Source organism: Acetivibrio cellulolyticus CD2 (genome assembly GCF_000179595.2).
In the GTDB taxonomy this organism is placed as follows: domain Bacteria; phylum Bacillota; class Clostridia; order Acetivibrionales; family Acetivibrionaceae; genus Acetivibrio; species Acetivibrio cellulolyticus.
Genome location: NZ_JH556659.1, coordinates 236,968 through 253,505 on the forward strand (window position 1 = coordinate 236,968; position 16,538 = coordinate 253,505).

The following is a 16,538-nucleotide window of genomic DNA, read 5'->3' on the forward strand; positions in this document are numbered from 1 at the left end:
TTCTAAAGGAGTGGTCAAAAAATAATCTTTTTAGAAGAATTGTAGACTCATACTAAAGTATAGTAAAAAATTGAAAAATTTGTATTATGATTTTAATTAAATAAAATCCAAGGGAAGTTAATCGATGTTGCGACACGTTAGCGGAACGAAGATGGCATAATTTCTTTTATCATTCGTAGTGCTTCGGTTTTTGGGGGACGAAAGGGCGAAGCTATATTGCATGGGTTTGGAAAAAGTCTAAAAATAAGCAGAGCGAATCGTAAATTTATCTTTACAGTTGGTTATCTATACGAAAGGGTGGTTTTAGTGTTTGATAGTGGGTTATCACTAACAATTATACTTGCATGTGGAGCGGTTACTCTTGTAACCCTTTATTTTATTGGAGTTATAATATGGGAAATTATAAAAAAAGAAAGAAGTTTCCAGGGAAACGGAATTAAAGGATTTTCCGCTTTTTTAATGTCACTTTTAATGATGGGGGGTATAGCTTTTTGTCTTTACAATGCGCCATATATTCTATTTGATGGAGTTTCGTGGGAAATGATTGAAGAGGCGGGGCCATCGGCTCTTATTTATGCAGTATCGGCTTTTTCTTTTGTAATACCGGTATTTTTTCTATATTTCATGCTTACGAATTATTTCGTAAAGCCTAATGACAAGCCTTTTCTAATGATTATTGTCTTAAGCATAGTAAGCGGGATCGGGAATTCGCTTGTTGTGTTCATAATCAATGAAGCACTCAATAGGAATCTTGACTCTGAAACGAGGAACGCAGCCTTAAAGAGTGGCCTGTACGTGTATTTTATAATGGGGATACTGCTTTTTACCATATGTGCAATGATAGTTAGAAAGAGGTTAATTAAGATTACCAGCAACATCGTATACGAAAAGCGTATGGAGATAGTTAACAGTATTCTTAAAGCTCCATATCATAAGTTTGAGGCTATAGAAAATGGTAAGGCGCATGCAGTTCTTAATAATGATACTGAAACTGTCAGCGGATTTGTCAATATGTTTGTAAGCTTCTTTTCAGGTGTAATCACAATGCTTACATGCTTTATTTACCTGGGCACGCTAAATCTGTACGGAATGATACTTTCGGTATCAATAATCATTTTGGCAGTTGGCATGTTTTTGAAGATCAGCCAGTCGGCTGAAAAACTGTTTGACAAGAACAGGGATATACAGAATATTTTCTTTAAGTATATAAACGATATGGTAATGGGATTTAAAGAACTTTACATAAACAAAAAGAAGCGGTTTGAGTTCAGGAACGATATGCAAAATAAATGTGAGATGTACAGAGATACACGGGTAGAAGGTGAGTATAAATTTGTAGGTGCTTCTATCATAGGAGAGATTATGTATATCTGTGTAATAGGAATAGTAGTTTTTACTTTTCCGGTGATTTTACCTAATATACAGGGAAGTACTTTGAGAAATTATGTGCTTGTGTATTTATATATGGGTGGGATTGTAAATCAGGTAATATTCCTTATTCCTGAATTTGTACGTGTAATGGTAAGCTGGAAAAGAATAAATGGTTTTATAGAAGAGATCAAGTCTATTGAAGAAGAATCCGTTGAAACTGCGGAGATCGAGGAAAAGCCAACTATCGAACTCAAAGGGGTAACATATCAGTATAAAAATGAAAATGGTGAAAAGTTTTCTGTTGGACCTATTGATTATAGTTTTAAACCTGGGGAGATTGTTTTTATTTCGGGCGGAAATGGAAGTGGGAAATCAACACTGGCAAAGTTAATCACAGGCTTGTACAAACCAGATAATGGAGAAATCACTGTTAACGGAAAGAATGTAGATACAGAAACTTTGGGTGGTTATTTCACGACTATTTACAGTGATTTTCATCTCTTTGACAGGTTGTACGGTATACGACAAGAGGAAAAACAGGAGGAAATTAACAAGTATTTGGAGATCCTTCGCATTGATGACAAGGTACAAATTGCTGATGGAGCTTTCAGTACATTAAAGCTTTCAACCGGGCAGAGAAAAAGGCTGGCTCTATTGGTAAGCTATCTTGAGGAGCGCCCGGTATATCTTTTTGATGAATGGGCTGCAGATCAGGATCCCGAGTTCAGAAAGTTTTTCTACAAGACACTTCTTCCGGAGTTAAAAGCCAGGGGGAAAACAGTTATAGCAATCACTCATGATGACAGCTATTTTAATGAAGCGGACAGGCTTATCAAAATGGAGATGGGGAGATTTGCAGAAAAAAGGGAGGAAGTAGGATGATAAAGAGATTTATATGCTGCTGCATGGTGTTTTTGCTATTTTTGCAGGTTGGATGCACCAGAGTTGTACCTGTGATTAAAGGAACAAGCAGCTATCAGGAGAAAGGAATTACAATTACAGATAAAGGTAATTATTTTGACGCAGTATTAGATTATACAAGCGGATTAACACCTAGAGATATGGGAGCAGCTTTTGCCAGGGGCATTCTTAAGGTGGTGCCCGATTATGAAACCCTGATAGATTCTTATATTGCTGAAAGCCTTCCTGACTACGAATATTCTTTTATTTTCCCAAGAGTAGATGATATAAAACCTCAATTGGATCAGAATTATATAGAAGAAATTGAGGGGATGGCATCGGTATTTTCAGGAGGTAGTGAAAATATAAGAAAGGATAACAAGATATCAGTCGGAGAGCTTTATGTTCTGAATTTGTTTACAGATGTACTGAGGGGGGCTCAGTGCAGTTTTGTGTCGGTATATGGTGCGCGTTCGGATACGAATAAAACTATTACCGGACGAAATCTTGACTGGTTTGGAGGACGTCAAAACCAACTTCCAAGGATTCAGGCCGTTATAACTATCAAAAATAAAGAGAGTAAAATTTGCTCTGTCGGCTACCTTGGATATATGGGGATATTAACAGGATTTAATGACAGCAAAGTATTTGCCGGAATTCTGGATTCAATAGTCGGTACAGCATATAGTTCTCAAGGCAGGAGGTCATATACTTTAGATCTTCGTTATGCATTGGAAAATTACAAGACCATGGATGAAATCGCTGAATTTATGAAGGATGCTAAAAAACTATATGCAGTTAATCATATAATTGCATTTTCCGATCCTGACAGAAGTGAAATTCTTGAGAATAATTTCAGCGGCAACCGGACAGATGGACGAAAAGTTCAAAGGGCACTGAGAGATGCGGACTCAAAGCTTAACAAGGGAGTTACATGGGGAATAAGTGATGCTGTAGGCAGCGTTAATTCCTTTATTTTAGATGGAAATTACGATAACCACACAACAAACGGATATAACACAAAGAGATGGAAAAATATGAAGAATGAACTCCTCTCAAAGGGGACTGCAGTAAGTGCCCAGGAGTTGAAAGAGATTATTTCCTTTAAACGTGGTGAACCGGATGCATTATCTGAAGCGTCAGATTTATATAACAAGATGACTCTTTATATGGTTTTGTTTCAGCCTGACAGTCTTTCACTTGAAGTGTATTTCCGTCCGAGGGGTATTAGGGAATCGCCTGATAATCCTGTCTTTGAGAAAATTGAAGTTTTTAAATAGACTATTTGAAAAGGGGAATAAGTGAGATGTATGGTTATAAAACTCTAACCAATATGATTGTTTCCAGAGAGAATGAGGATAATAGAGGAATTACTTTTATATTAAGTGATACAGAGGAGTGTTTTGTATCATATAAGGAACTGTATTTTTCAGCGCTGAGCCTTTTACACAGGCTGCAGTCTGCGGGGTTTAAGCCAAAGGATGAGGTAATTTTCCAGATAGATGACAATCATAAATTTGTATGTACTTTCTGGGCCTGTATATTAGGTGGCATGATTCCGGTTCCGGTAACGACCGGCACAAATGATGAACACAAACTAAAACTATTTAAGATTTGGGGAGTTCTAAATAGCCCTAGAATAATTACAACAGAGGATTTTATCGGAAAACTTGCAGCTTACGCCAATAAAAACGGCCTTTCGGACCAAATGGAAGTTATAAAGGACAGAGCTGAGTTTGTATATGATAAATTGAGTATAGGATGTTATGGCAAAATTCATGAGGCACAACCTGATGACATAGCCTTCATACAATTCTCTTCGGGCTCTACAGGAGACCCGAAAGGGGTCATTATTACGCATCAGAATGTTTTGATAAACCTGACTGCTGTTATTGAGTGGACTAAAATGGATTCAAATGATGTGGGCTTGAACTGGATGCCACTTACACACGACATGGGACTCATCGGAACACATATTAAGGGAATTCTGGCATGTATGAATCAGTATAATATCCAGACCCAGTTGTTTATAAAACATCCTACCTTATGGCTGCAAAAGGCAAGTGAACATAAGGCTACTTTGTTGTATTCGCCTAATTTTGGGTACAAACATTTTATGAAGTTTTTTAATACAGATACTAAAAAGGATTGGGACCTGTCTAATGTAAGAATTATTTATAATGGTGCAGAACCTATATCACTGGATATATGCAATGAGTTCCTGGATTTGATGGCACCCTATGGACTGAAAAGGAATGCAATGTATCCTGTTTATGGCCTTGCCGAAGGAACAATTGCCGTAACCTTCCCAAAGCCGGGAGATGAGATTAACCCCTTTAACTTTAACCGGAATAATCTTGGTGTAGGCGATACTATAGTCGAAACAGTCAAAGATGACCATAATGGTGTCATGTTTGTAGATGTAGGCTATCCCATATATAACTGCAGCATGCGTATATGTGACCGGAATAACGTAGATTTGGGAGAAAACCGAATAGGTTATATACAGATACGAGGTGGAAATGTAACAAAAGGTTATTACAATAATAAGACTGCTACAAAAGAAGCTATTACCGATGATGGATGGCTTAATACAGGCGATTTAGGACTGCTTAAGGATGGCCGCCTCATTATTACGGGCCGAGCAAAAGATGTAATATTTATGGCCGGTCAAAATTATTATTCACATGATATAGAGAGGGTAGCCGAAAGTGTTGACGGTATTGAACTTGGGAAAATAGTTGCTACAGGCGTTTATAACCAGAACACGAAGTGCGATGAACTCGTGCTCTTTGTTTTATTTAAGCAAAAAGCCGAGAATTTTATGAACCTGGCGGCAGAACTGAAAAGTACTATAAATCGTGCAATAGGGATTGAAGTGTCGGAGGTTATTCCTGTTAAGAATATTCCCAAGACTACCAGTGGAAAGGTTCAGCGTTATAAGCTCCGGGATAGCTTTACTAAAGGCGAATTTGACAGGATAAGAAGTGAATTGGCTGTTCTAATGGATAATGAACGAAACAACAGGAAAATTGATTTGCCGCAGAATTCTACTGAAGAGAAGCTTGTTGCCATATGGTCGGAAATGCTCGAAACACAAAGCCTCGGAACACAGGATAACTTTTTTGAACTGGGAGGAGATTCACTGAGGGTTACGCAGCTTATTTCCAGAATTAAAGAGATTTTTGGCATTGAAATGGAACAGACGGAAATATTTGAAAATTCCGATATTGTAAGTCTGGCTGAAGCAATCCAAAAGCATAAAAATAAATGTGTAAGGGAACATGATATTATACCGCAGACAAGTGCTGAAACTGGCAATCTGTCGCTTTCCTTTTCACAAAAAAGGCTGTGGTTCCTTGACCGTTTAAACGAAGGAAGCGCGCAATACAACCTTCACACAGCTTTAAGATTACACGGGAATGTGGATAGAGAATGCCTTGAAAAGAGTCTGAATGAAATAATGGACAGACATAAAATACTTAAGATGACCTTTAGGGAAGAAAATGGACAGCCGGTTCAAGTATTTAATCAGGAAGTAAAATTAAGTTTACCGTTGGTTGACTTAAGAGAGGTTCCAGAAGAAGAAAGGGAAAAACAGGCATTAGAAATTGCAAGTAGAGAGGCAGCTAAGGTTTTTGAACTTGATAAGGCTCCTCTTTTGAGAGCTAAGCTATTATGCCTGAATAATGATGAGCATATTTTAGTTATGGCTGTGCATCATATTGTATTTGATGGCTGGTCATTTGGAATCTTTCTAAAAGAGATGACCAATTACTATGAAATGTTCACAACCGGAAAAGGTCAGAATTTAAGAGAGTTGGAGATTCAGTACCCTGACTATGCTTACTGGCAAACCCGGAGACAGGTTGACGGTCTTCTTAATAATCAATTGGAATATTGGAAAAACAAGCTTTCGGGAGATATTCCGGTATTGGATCTTCCTTTAGATGGTCAAAGACCTGCTATTCAGACGTACAACGGAGCAAAATTTACAGCTTCTATTCCGCCGGATCTGGTGAAAAAACTTAAAAAGCTTGCAGCGAAAGAAAATTCCACTTTATTTATGGTTTTGCTTGCAGCATTTAAAGTACTTCTCCACCGTTATACAGGACAGGAAGATATAGTAGTGGGCTCGCCTATAGCCAACAGGAACAGAAAAGATATTGAAGATTTAATAGGCTTTTTTACAAATAATCTGGTTATGAGATCTTGTTTTTCCGGAAAGATGAGCTTTTTGGAACTATTGAAGAGGGTTAGAAGCACAACACTGGAGGCATATTCGAATCAGGATGTACCGTTTGAAAAGTTGGTGGAGGAGCTTCATGTTGAACGTGATATGAGCCGCAACCCACTGTTTCAGGTATTGTTCAGCCTTCAGAATACGCATATATCCCTTGAAGGTTTTTCAGAAATAAATGCTTCAATCATAGATACTGACAGCGGCTTTGCAAGGTTTGACCTGGCCTTGGATATCCGGGAGGTTGGAGAAGGGCTTGCTGCTGATTTTGAATATAACACCGATTTGTTTAACCAAGACACAATAAACAGAATGGCAGGACACTACAGGCAGCTTTTAGAGAGTATAGCACAAAGCCCGGAAAAAGAAGTGGATATGCTTTCAATTCTGACAAGTGAAGAGAAGAACACAATGGTCAGGAAGTGGAACAGCACAGAAGTTGATTATGGAGACGTTCCATGTTGGACTAAGCTTTTTGAAGAACAGGTGAAGAAGAATCCACAGGCATTAGCCGTTAGGGATAAAGAACGCAGTTTGACTTATGGTGAGCTAAATAGCTGTGCTAACAGGCTTGCACACTATCTGGTTTCTAAGGGAGTTGGACCTGAAACGGTAGTAGGTGTTTATCTCGATCGTACTGTACGGATGATCATTGCGCTGCTTGGCATTCATAAGGCCGGTGGAGCTTACCTGCCTATGGATCCTATATTTCCTAAAGACCGTTTGATGTATATGCAGGAAGATGCAAAGGTTGGAATAGTTTTATCGGAAAGCGGGCTTGAAGGAACATTGCCGCAAAATGGTTCTCAGATAATTTGCCTGGATAGTGAATGGGAGACAATTTCGCGGTTCAGTGAAGAAAATCCTGAAGCTAAAAATAATGGGGAAAGCCTTGCATACCTTATTTATACGTCAGGTTCAACCGGAAATCCGAAAGGGGTCCAGATTGAACAGCATGCACTTATAAACTTCCTTTTATCAATGGCGGAGAAGACAGAGCTTAAAGAAAGTGACACTCTCCTGGCAGTTACTACACTATCCTTTGACATTGCCGGGCTGGAGCTGTTTATGCCGCTTATATCAGGAGCTGGTATTGTACTTGCCGGAAGAGATGAAGTAATAGACGGAAGTAAGTTGATTGCTTTGCTAAATGAGCACTCTGTTTCTATAATGCAGGCTACACCTGCTACGTGGAGACTTATGGTTGAAGAGGGGTGGAAAGGAAGTAAAGGGCTGAAGGTTCTTTGCGGAGGAGAGGCACTGGCGAAAGAACTGGCGAAACAGCTTCTAGATAGATGCGGTACCCTTCTGAACGTATACGGACCTACAGAAACCACCATTTGGTCGACGATTGCAAAGTTGGAACATGGAACAGATACAATAACGATTGGACAACCTATTGCAAATACTCAAGTTTATGTCCTGGATGGTAATATGAACCCTGTTCCGGTTGGGATACAGGGAGAACTTTACATAGGTGGAGATGGTTTGGCTAGAGGCTATTTGAACCAACCCCACTTAACGGAAGAAAAATTTATTAAGGATCCATTCAGCAATAAAACCGGTGCTCGGCTTTACAGAACCGGGGATACGGTAAAATTCCTGCCCGATGGAAATCTTGAGTTTATAGGACGAAATGATCATCAGGTAAAGATTCGAGGTTTCAGAATAGAGCTTGGAGAAATTGAGAACCTTTTGAACCTGCATGAGGCTGTAAGGCAAAGCATTGTGGTTGCAAAGGAAATTGTCCGTGGAGAAAAATCTCTTGTGGCATACATAATTCCAACTGATGAAAAGACGGTTTTAGCTTCAGATAATTTAAGAAGCCGCCTCAAGGAAAGGCTTCCTGATTATATGGTTCCGGCCGCTTTTGTAATGATGGACTCTTTTCCAATGACGCCAAATGGCAAAATTGACAGAAAGGCACTTCCAATGCCGGAGAGTTTTCGCCCGCAGCTAAGAAACGGTTATACAGCACCGGAGAGTGAGATTGAGAAAAGTATTGTGTCTATCTGGCAGGAAGTTTTAAAGCTTGACCGCATAGGAATAAATGATAACTTTTTTGATTTGGGAGGCCATTCACTGTTACTTGCACAGGTTAGAAATAAAATTGCCGGTGTACTTGGAAAAGACGTCACAATGATGGATCTGTTCAGATATCCAACGATAAATGCATTGTCGGAATTCCTTGAAGGAAAGCAGATATCCGGCTCGAAAGGCAAAATAGATAAAAAGGGTGTTACAGGAAAATGTGATATTGCTGTCATAGGCTTAAGCGGTAGGTTTCCAGGTGCCAAAAATACAGAGGAATTCTGGAATAACCTTTGCAATGGCGTTGAGTCAATTACACGGCTAACAGATGAAGAGATTATCGCCGAGGGAGTTGACCCTGATGTAATTAAGAAGCCCGAATATGTTAAAGCCTGGGGTGCTTTGGATGAAGTTGATAAGTTTGATGCAGGTTTCTTCGGTTACAACCCGAGGGAGGCAGAAGTACTTGATCCCCAGCAGCGAATATTCCTGGAGGAGACCTGGAAAGCACTCGAAAATGCGGGTTATGATCCGGCAAGGTTTCCTAGGAAAATAGGGGTATACGCAAGTGTGGGCATGAATACATATGCACAAAACCTGTCTGAAAACTTTAAAGAAAAAGGTTTAGCGAGTGATTACCAGATTATGATCAGCAATGACAAGGATTTTATCGCCACTCGAGTTGCATATAAATTAAACCTTAAAGGACCTGCAATTACTGTACAGACCGCTTGTTCATCCTCTATGGTTGCAGTTCATCTCGCAAGCTCAAGCCTTATAAATGGAGAATGCGATATGGCTGTAGCGGGAGGGGCAAGTATAAGGCTTCCACAAAAAACCGGATACTTGTATCAGGAAGGAATGATTTTATCTCCGGATGGACGTTGCAGCGCTTTTGACGAAGAAGCAAAAGGTACTGTTGGAGGAAACGGTGCAGGTGTTGTTGTACTCAAGAGGTTGGAAGATGCTGTTGCTGACGGAGATTCTATCTGGGCTGTTATTAAGGCTACAGCTATTAATAATGACGGGGCTTTGAAGGTAGGATATACTGCACCGGGAATAGACGGACAGGCCGGAGCTATTTCAGAGGCACACTTAAAAGCAGGTATAGATCCTGAAACTATAACATATATTGAGGCACATGGTACAGGGACGCCGTTGGGAGATCCGATTGAGATCGAAGCACTAAGACAGGTTTTCAATAAAAGCACGGAAAAGAAAGGCTTCTGCGCTATTGGTTCAGTTAAGACAAACATAGGTCACCTTGATGCGGCAGCAGGAGTTTCGGGATTGATAAAAACCGTTCTTGCATTGAAGAATAAAATGATACCTCCGAGCTTGAATTTTAAGAAACCAAATCCCAAGCTGGATATTGATAATAGTCCTTTTTATATTAACAATAGTTTGAAGGAATGGAGCAGCAGTATAGGTCCGTTAAGGGCAGGCATAAGTTCCTTCGGAATTGGAGGCACAAACGCGCATGCTGTGCTTGAGGAAGCTCCTTATACAGATTATAAACCATGCAAAAGTGGTGTAAGTTTGCTTGTGTTCTCTGCCAAAACCCGGTCGGCTCTAAATAAAATTACTGCTGACTTTTTAGATTTCCTGAAGAAAAACAGTGATATTAATATGGCTGATGCAGCCTATACTTTACAATTAGGCCGCAGAGAAATGGAACATAGGAGGTTTCTTGTTTGCACATCAAGGGAAGATGCTATTGAAGCACTTGAAAACATTAATTCAATCCCCAAAAGGGTTTTTGATAGTATTGAAGGACAGAGTGAGGCTGCAAGGGTCAGGGATGTTAATCCGAAGGATTATTCGCTGGAAGACTTGGGACATCTCTGGCTGACAGGTGCCGGGATTGATTGGACAGCACTATATGAAGGCGGCCAGAGAAAAAGAATTCCTCTTCCTGTATACCCGTTTGAAGGCAAATCCTACTGGGTGGATAGAGTGAAGAAAGATAAGGTTGCAAAGGCAAATGGGAAAATAAGTGATATTTCAAAATGGTTCTATACTCCGCTTTGGAAACAATCAGCTAATGGCGGTTTATTAAAGAGTGTAAAATATGCAAACAGGCAGGACGTTATACTTGTTCTAACAACAGAAAGCAGTTTTTGCAGCAGATTGGTTCAGCGAATCGGAAAAACAAACGAGAACATAATCATAGCTAAAGTAGGAGTGAACTTTGGAAAAACAGGAGACAGAGAATATCTGTTTAGACCTAATAAAAAAGAGGATTATGATAATTTGTTAAATGAAATTTCAAAGGTTTCCAAAAAGCCGGATATAGTCTTGAATTTACTTGGAGTTTCCGGCAACTGTAGAGACATGGAGGACGAAAACGGTATAAGCTGTGGCAAACAGCTTTTCTACAACATGATTTATCTGGCACAGTCTTTTGGAAATCAAGGCTGGAATACGCCGGTACAGTTTAAGGTACTGACGGACAACGCCTTTAAAGTATTCAATGAGAAGAATTTATACCATGGAAAAACACTTGCCGTTGGACCTTGTAAGGTTATACCGAGAGAATATCCTAATATCAGGTGTAGTATGATCGACTTCGAATTACAACACGCAGAAAGCTTGCAAGAACAGGATATAATTGAATGCCTTTTAGCTGAAATATATGAAAAAGGCACAGAAAATATAACTGCTTACCGTGGTTTGGAACGATGGGTACAGACCTTTGACAGTACCCACGTTGAAGAGAGTCCGGATTCTCTGGTGAAGAAGAATGGTGTATATCTGATTACCGGCGGATTTGGTGGAATTGGGCTGAATCTTGCAGAATACCTGGCTAAGGAAGTGCAGGCAAAATTAATTCTGGTAAGTCGTTCAAAATTTCCGGAAGTTGAGAAGTGGTCGGATTGGCAGTCAGAGCACAGTAAAAATGACGGTGTATCAAAAAAGATAAAGAAGCTGCAAAGCTTTGAAAGTCTCGGTTCAGAAATCATGGTGTGTCAGGCAGATGTTACTGATACCGCACAACTTGAAGTTATCAGGCAAAATGCTTTAAAAAGGTTTGGCAGGCTTGATGGTATAATCCATGCAGCTGGAAATCCCGGCGGTGGCATGATCCAGATGAAAACAAAAGAGTTTTGTGAAAACGTCTTGGCACCAAAGGTCAAGGGTACGCTTGCACTCTACGAGACATTTAAGAATGACAGGCTGGATTTCTTTGTGTTCTGTTCTTCACTGAATGCTATAACCGGAGGGTTCGGGCAGGTTGACTATAGTGCTGCAAATGCTTTTCTTGATGCTTTTGCCGCAACACATGATTCATACAGGGGAACACGGTTTATATCAATTGATTGGGATAGGTGGCCGGGAACAGGTATGGCAGGCGGAACGGGACAGCAGAAAGATGCAGATGATCAGGTTATGCATCCTCTATTGGGTAAGAAAGTCTCAAACACTCCAGAAAAGGAGGTTTTCCTTGCAGAATTAAGCCCTAAGAGGGATTGGGTATTATCCGAGCACCTTGTAATGGGGACACCTACCATAGCAGGTACAACCTATCTGGAAATGGCGAGAGCCGCTTATAAAGAAGCCACTGGGCAGGATTCCATGCAAATAAGCGATGTGGTTTTCCTGACTCCGATGGTTGTAAAGCAGGAAGAAGCACGAGATGTATTTACTATTTTGACTAAAAACGGAGATGTTTACGATTTCCAGGTGGCAAGCAAGTTGAAGGGAAGCGAAGGTGAAGAGTCAAACTGGTATGAGCACGTAAGAGGAAAGATCAAAGCTTTCGGTGAAGAAACTTTGAAACAGTTTGACATTAAGGAAATAAAAGCAAGGTGCTTTGACAGAATGGAAGCAGGTGAGGTTCAGGGCAATAAAACTAAGGAGTTTATCAGCTTCGGAGACAGGTGGAAATCGTTAAAAGGCTTTGACCTTGGGGAAAATGAGGGCTTGGTCGAGGTTGAACTTTCAGGTGAATTTATCGGTGATCTGAAGGATTATGAACTCCATCCGGCTCTGCTTGATGTAGCCACGGGTTCGGTAAGATTGGCAGCTGGCGGTAATTATCTGCCTTTCTCATATGAGAGGCTGATCATAAAGAAGCGGTTATCTGGGAAAGTATATGGATTTATAAGGTTTAAAAACGGCTACAGTGCCGCGCAGGAGATAATAACCTGTGATATAGACATAATGAATGATAAAGGTGAGCAGGTTGTTGAAATAAGCAATTTTTCAATGAGGCTGACTGGCGATGCTGCCGCTGCAAGCATCAAGGCGAGAGCATCAGGACAACGGCAAACCGGAGGGACTGATTTTGAAAGTTTATATAAAATGGCAGCCAAAAAGGAATTCGGATTCTTAAATGATGGAATATCGGCAGCAGAGGGCAAAGAAGTTTTCAAACGAGTTCTGAACGGTTTCTGCAAGTCACAGATAATTGTATCTGTAAAAGATCTGAATACCGCAATAGAGCAAGCTAATTATGTAGACCAGCCCGGTGTAAAAAAAGAGGCCGATGAGGAGGATTTAAAACCGAAACATCCAAGACCTGAACTTGATAACGATTATGTACCTCCCAAGAATGACATAGAACAAAAACTTGCAGATATCTGGCAGAAAACACTGAGCATAGAAGCGGTAGGTATTCACGATGAATTCTTTGCATTAGGAGGGGATTCCTTAATGCTTATAGAGGTACATACTAAAATTAAAGAACTATTCACAACAAACTTAGCGGTTGTAGACCTATACAAATACAATACAGTAGCATCTCTTGCAAAATATTTAAGCAGTGAAAATAAAGAGGAAGAGCAGCCTACCTTTGAGAGTGTAAGTCAGAGGTCAAACAGACGGCTTGAGGCGATGAAACAAAAAAGACAGCAAATGAAACAAAAAAGAGGAGTGGTTGAAGTTGAGTAATTATCAAGACAGCAATTATGAGGGAGCAATAGCTATAATAGGTATGAATGGCCGCTTCCCTGGAGCAAAAGATATGGAAGAGTTTTGGGATAATCTTTATAACGGTGTGGAATCGGTTAAATTTTTCAGCCGTGAAGAGCTTTTGAAGATGGGGATAGATGAACATCTGCTTGACAATCCAAGGTTCGTGGCCGCTGATGCCATATTGGACGATATGGACAAGTTTGACGCATCATTTTTTGATTATTCTGCCAGAGAAGCAGAGATTATGGATCCTCAGCATCGATTGTTTCTTGAAAGTGCATGGGAAGTATTAGAGAGTGCTGGATATAATTCTGAGTTATATGACGGAAGAATTGCTGTATATGCGGGAGCAAACTTAAGCGGATATATGATCCGAAACCTTTATTCCAATCCGGAATTGGTAGAGAATCTGGGCTCATTCAAAATAATGATAGCCAATTCACAGGACTTCCTGGCGACACGTGTATCCTACAAGATGAATCTGACAGGTCCAAGCGTTAATGTAAATACCCTCTGTTCATCATCAATGGTTGCATTACAGCTTGCATGCCAAAACCTTCAGAACTATGGATGTGATGTAGCCCTGGCTGGCGGTGTGAGCTTTCAGATTTCCAGAAATGAGGTTTTCTTTTACCAGGAGGGCGGGATAGGCTCTGCTGACGGGCATTGTAGAGCTTTTGACTCCAAAGCAAACGGAACAGTAAGCGGAAGCGGTCTTGCAGTGTTAGTGCTAAAAAGGCTTGAAGACGCTATAGAAGATGGAGATCACATTCATGCAGTCATAAGAGGTATAGGTGTTAACAACGATGGTTCGGAAAAAAACAGCTTTACAGCTCCAAATGTGGAGGGGCAGGCTGAATGTATTGCTGAGGCCATTGAGATGTCAGGAGTTGACCCGGAGACAATAAGTTATATTGATGCTCACGGTACAGGAACAGATCTTGGAGATCCTATTGAAATCTCCGCACTGACAAAGGCTTTCCGTGCGCATACGAAGAAAAAGCAGTTTTGCGCAATAGGTTCGGTAAAAACAAATATAGGCCATCTGGTAACCGCCGGAGGCCTTGCAAGCCTTGTAAAAACCGTGCTGGCTATGAAGCATAGAGTAATACCTCCTAGCTTGAACTTTGAAGAAGCAAATCCGAAGATTGATTTTTTAAACAGTCCTTTCTATGTTAATACGAAGCTTTCCAGATGGGAAACCGATGGATACCCACTAAGAGCAGGTATCAGTTCCTTTGGTATAGGAGGCACTAACACCCATGTAATTATTGAGGAGCCACCTAAAGCTAAAGCATCTGAGGAATCTGCAAGACCATGGCAGTTGATAACATTTTCTGCAAAAACGGCTGCTGCCCTTAAAAAGATGACTGAGGATCTTGCTCAGCACATAAGAAAAAACCCGGATGTAAACCTTGCTGATATAGCATTTACCTTAAAGGTAGGACGCCGCAATTTTAACCATCGAAGAATGGTGGTTTGTAAGGATACAAAAGACCTGCTCTCAAAACTTGAATCACTAAACGGGGAACAGGTATTTTCACGTTTCCAGAAACCGAGAGAACAACCTGTTGTATTCATGTTCCCGGGAGAGGAAAGTCAATACGTAAACATGGGACGTGAACTCTATGAGACTGAACCTGCTTTCAGTAATGCTGTAGACCGATGTGCAAAGATTCTCGAGCCGTTGATGGGTTTAGATATACGCAAGGTGCTTTACCCTGATGATCAGAAAATGGAGTACGCAGTTTCTAAAATGAAAGAAGAAGCTATAGCACGTACAGCAGTGTTTGTAGTTGAATATGCCATGGCAAATCTCTGGATTGAATGGGAAATCGAACCTGCATGCATGATAGGAAAAGGTTCAGGTGAATATGCAGCGGCCTGCATTGCAGGAGTGTTTTCACTTGAAGATGCACTTTTACTTGTATCTGCCAGTGAGGAAGAATTACAACAGAAATTAAGCAATATTTCTTTAAATTCAGTAAAAATCCCGTTCATTTCCTGTATTACAGGTTCATGGATTAAGGATCATGAGGCGTCGGACAGAAACTACTGGATACGCCAGAGAAGAGCGAATTTATTTGAAGCGGGATTAAAGGAAGTACAGAAAGATCCTGACCAAATACTGATTGAAATGGGACCCGGATGCGAGTTGTATAAAATGGCTGTGGGCAATGCAATGACGATAGATGCGGGAGAACAGGATACGAAGCGGACAATACTTTGTACGTTGCCAGATGTGGAGGACAAAGAGCAGGATGGATATTTATTACTAAACAGCCTCGGACACTACTGGCTTGCAGGGAATAGGGTGAACTGGAACAAGCTCTATAAATATGAGGCACGCCACCGTATCCCGCTTCCAACTTATCCGTTTGAAAGACAAAGATATTGGATTGAACCCGGGAAACGCAATGCTGTTGACAATCAACCAAAGGTATTGATATCGGGAAGTCAGGAAATCACAGATTCTATTACAAGCTCCAAATTTGAGGAGGGGGTTATTACCATAACTTTGAAACAAAGCATTGGAAGCGGTGAGCCGGACTCAAATGGGGAGGTTAAGCAGCAGCTTGAAAATATTCTTAAGTTTAAAGATGACCTGGAAAAATTCTGTGAAGGCAATGAACATATCAAGGGAAAAGTTGAAATATCTCCTTTAGGATTAAAATCGCTTCAAACGGATGGACAATCAGGCGTAGGGGGTTCAGAGCAGCTTAAGAAAAGGCCAAGGCCAGACCTGCAATCAGCTTATGTAGCACCGCGCAATGAAGTAGAGAAAACAATAGTTGAATGCTGGCAAAATGTTCTGGGTTTTGACATGATAGGTATTCACGATGATTTCTTTGAGCTTGGGGGACACTCCTTGATTGCAGCTGCTGTAGCGAGTGAACTTGGTAAGGTGCTTGACGTTCAGATACCTCTTCGTAAATTAATGGAGACAACCACAGCCGAGGGGGTTGCAAATTTGATAGAAACATATCGCTGGGTGTCTCAGGGCACAGATGATGCGAAAGTTAACGAGGAAGAAATTGAAGAATGCACAGTATAAAATATTATTTCATTTTACAGGGGC

At 40.6% G+C, this 16,538-nt stretch carries 4 protein-coding genes; all 4 read left to right on the forward strand.

All coding sequences use genetic code 11. The annotated features are described in order from the left end of the window. Nucleotides 1-306 precede the first annotated feature (306 nt). From ACECE_RS0221170 to ACECE_RS0221185, 4 genes are read left to right on the forward strand one after another with little or no spacing between them, the layout of a single operon-like run. A complete protein-coding gene (locus ACECE_RS0221170; RefSeq protein ID WP_010250882.1) occupies nucleotides 307-2,253 on the forward strand; it encodes a cyclic peptide export ABC transporter in 1,947 nt (648 codons plus the stop codon). Beyond that, nucleotides 2,250-3,551, forward strand: a complete 1,302-nt coding sequence (locus ACECE_RS0221175) for a C45 family autoproteolytic acyltransferase/hydolase (protein ID WP_010250884.1) — start codon at nucleotides 2,250-2,252, stop codon at nucleotides 3,549-3,551. Before ACECE_RS0221170 ends, ACECE_RS0221175 begins: the two co-directional genes overlap by 4 nt. Before the next feature lie 26 nt (nucleotides 3,552-3,577). Further along, nucleotides 3,578-13,435 (forward strand): non-ribosomal peptide synthetase, encoded by a 9,858-nt coding sequence (locus ACECE_RS0221180; protein WP_010250885.1) that lies wholly within the window; start codon nucleotides 3,578-3,580, stop codon nucleotides 13,433-13,435. Next, a complete protein-coding gene (locus ACECE_RS0221185) occupies nucleotides 13,428-16,514 on the forward strand; it encodes a type I polyketide synthase (protein WP_010250887.1) in 3,087 nt (1,028 codons plus the stop codon). The genes ACECE_RS0221180 and ACECE_RS0221185 overlap by 8 nt, the downstream gene beginning before the upstream one ends. Nucleotides 16,515-16,538 lie beyond the last annotated feature (24 nt).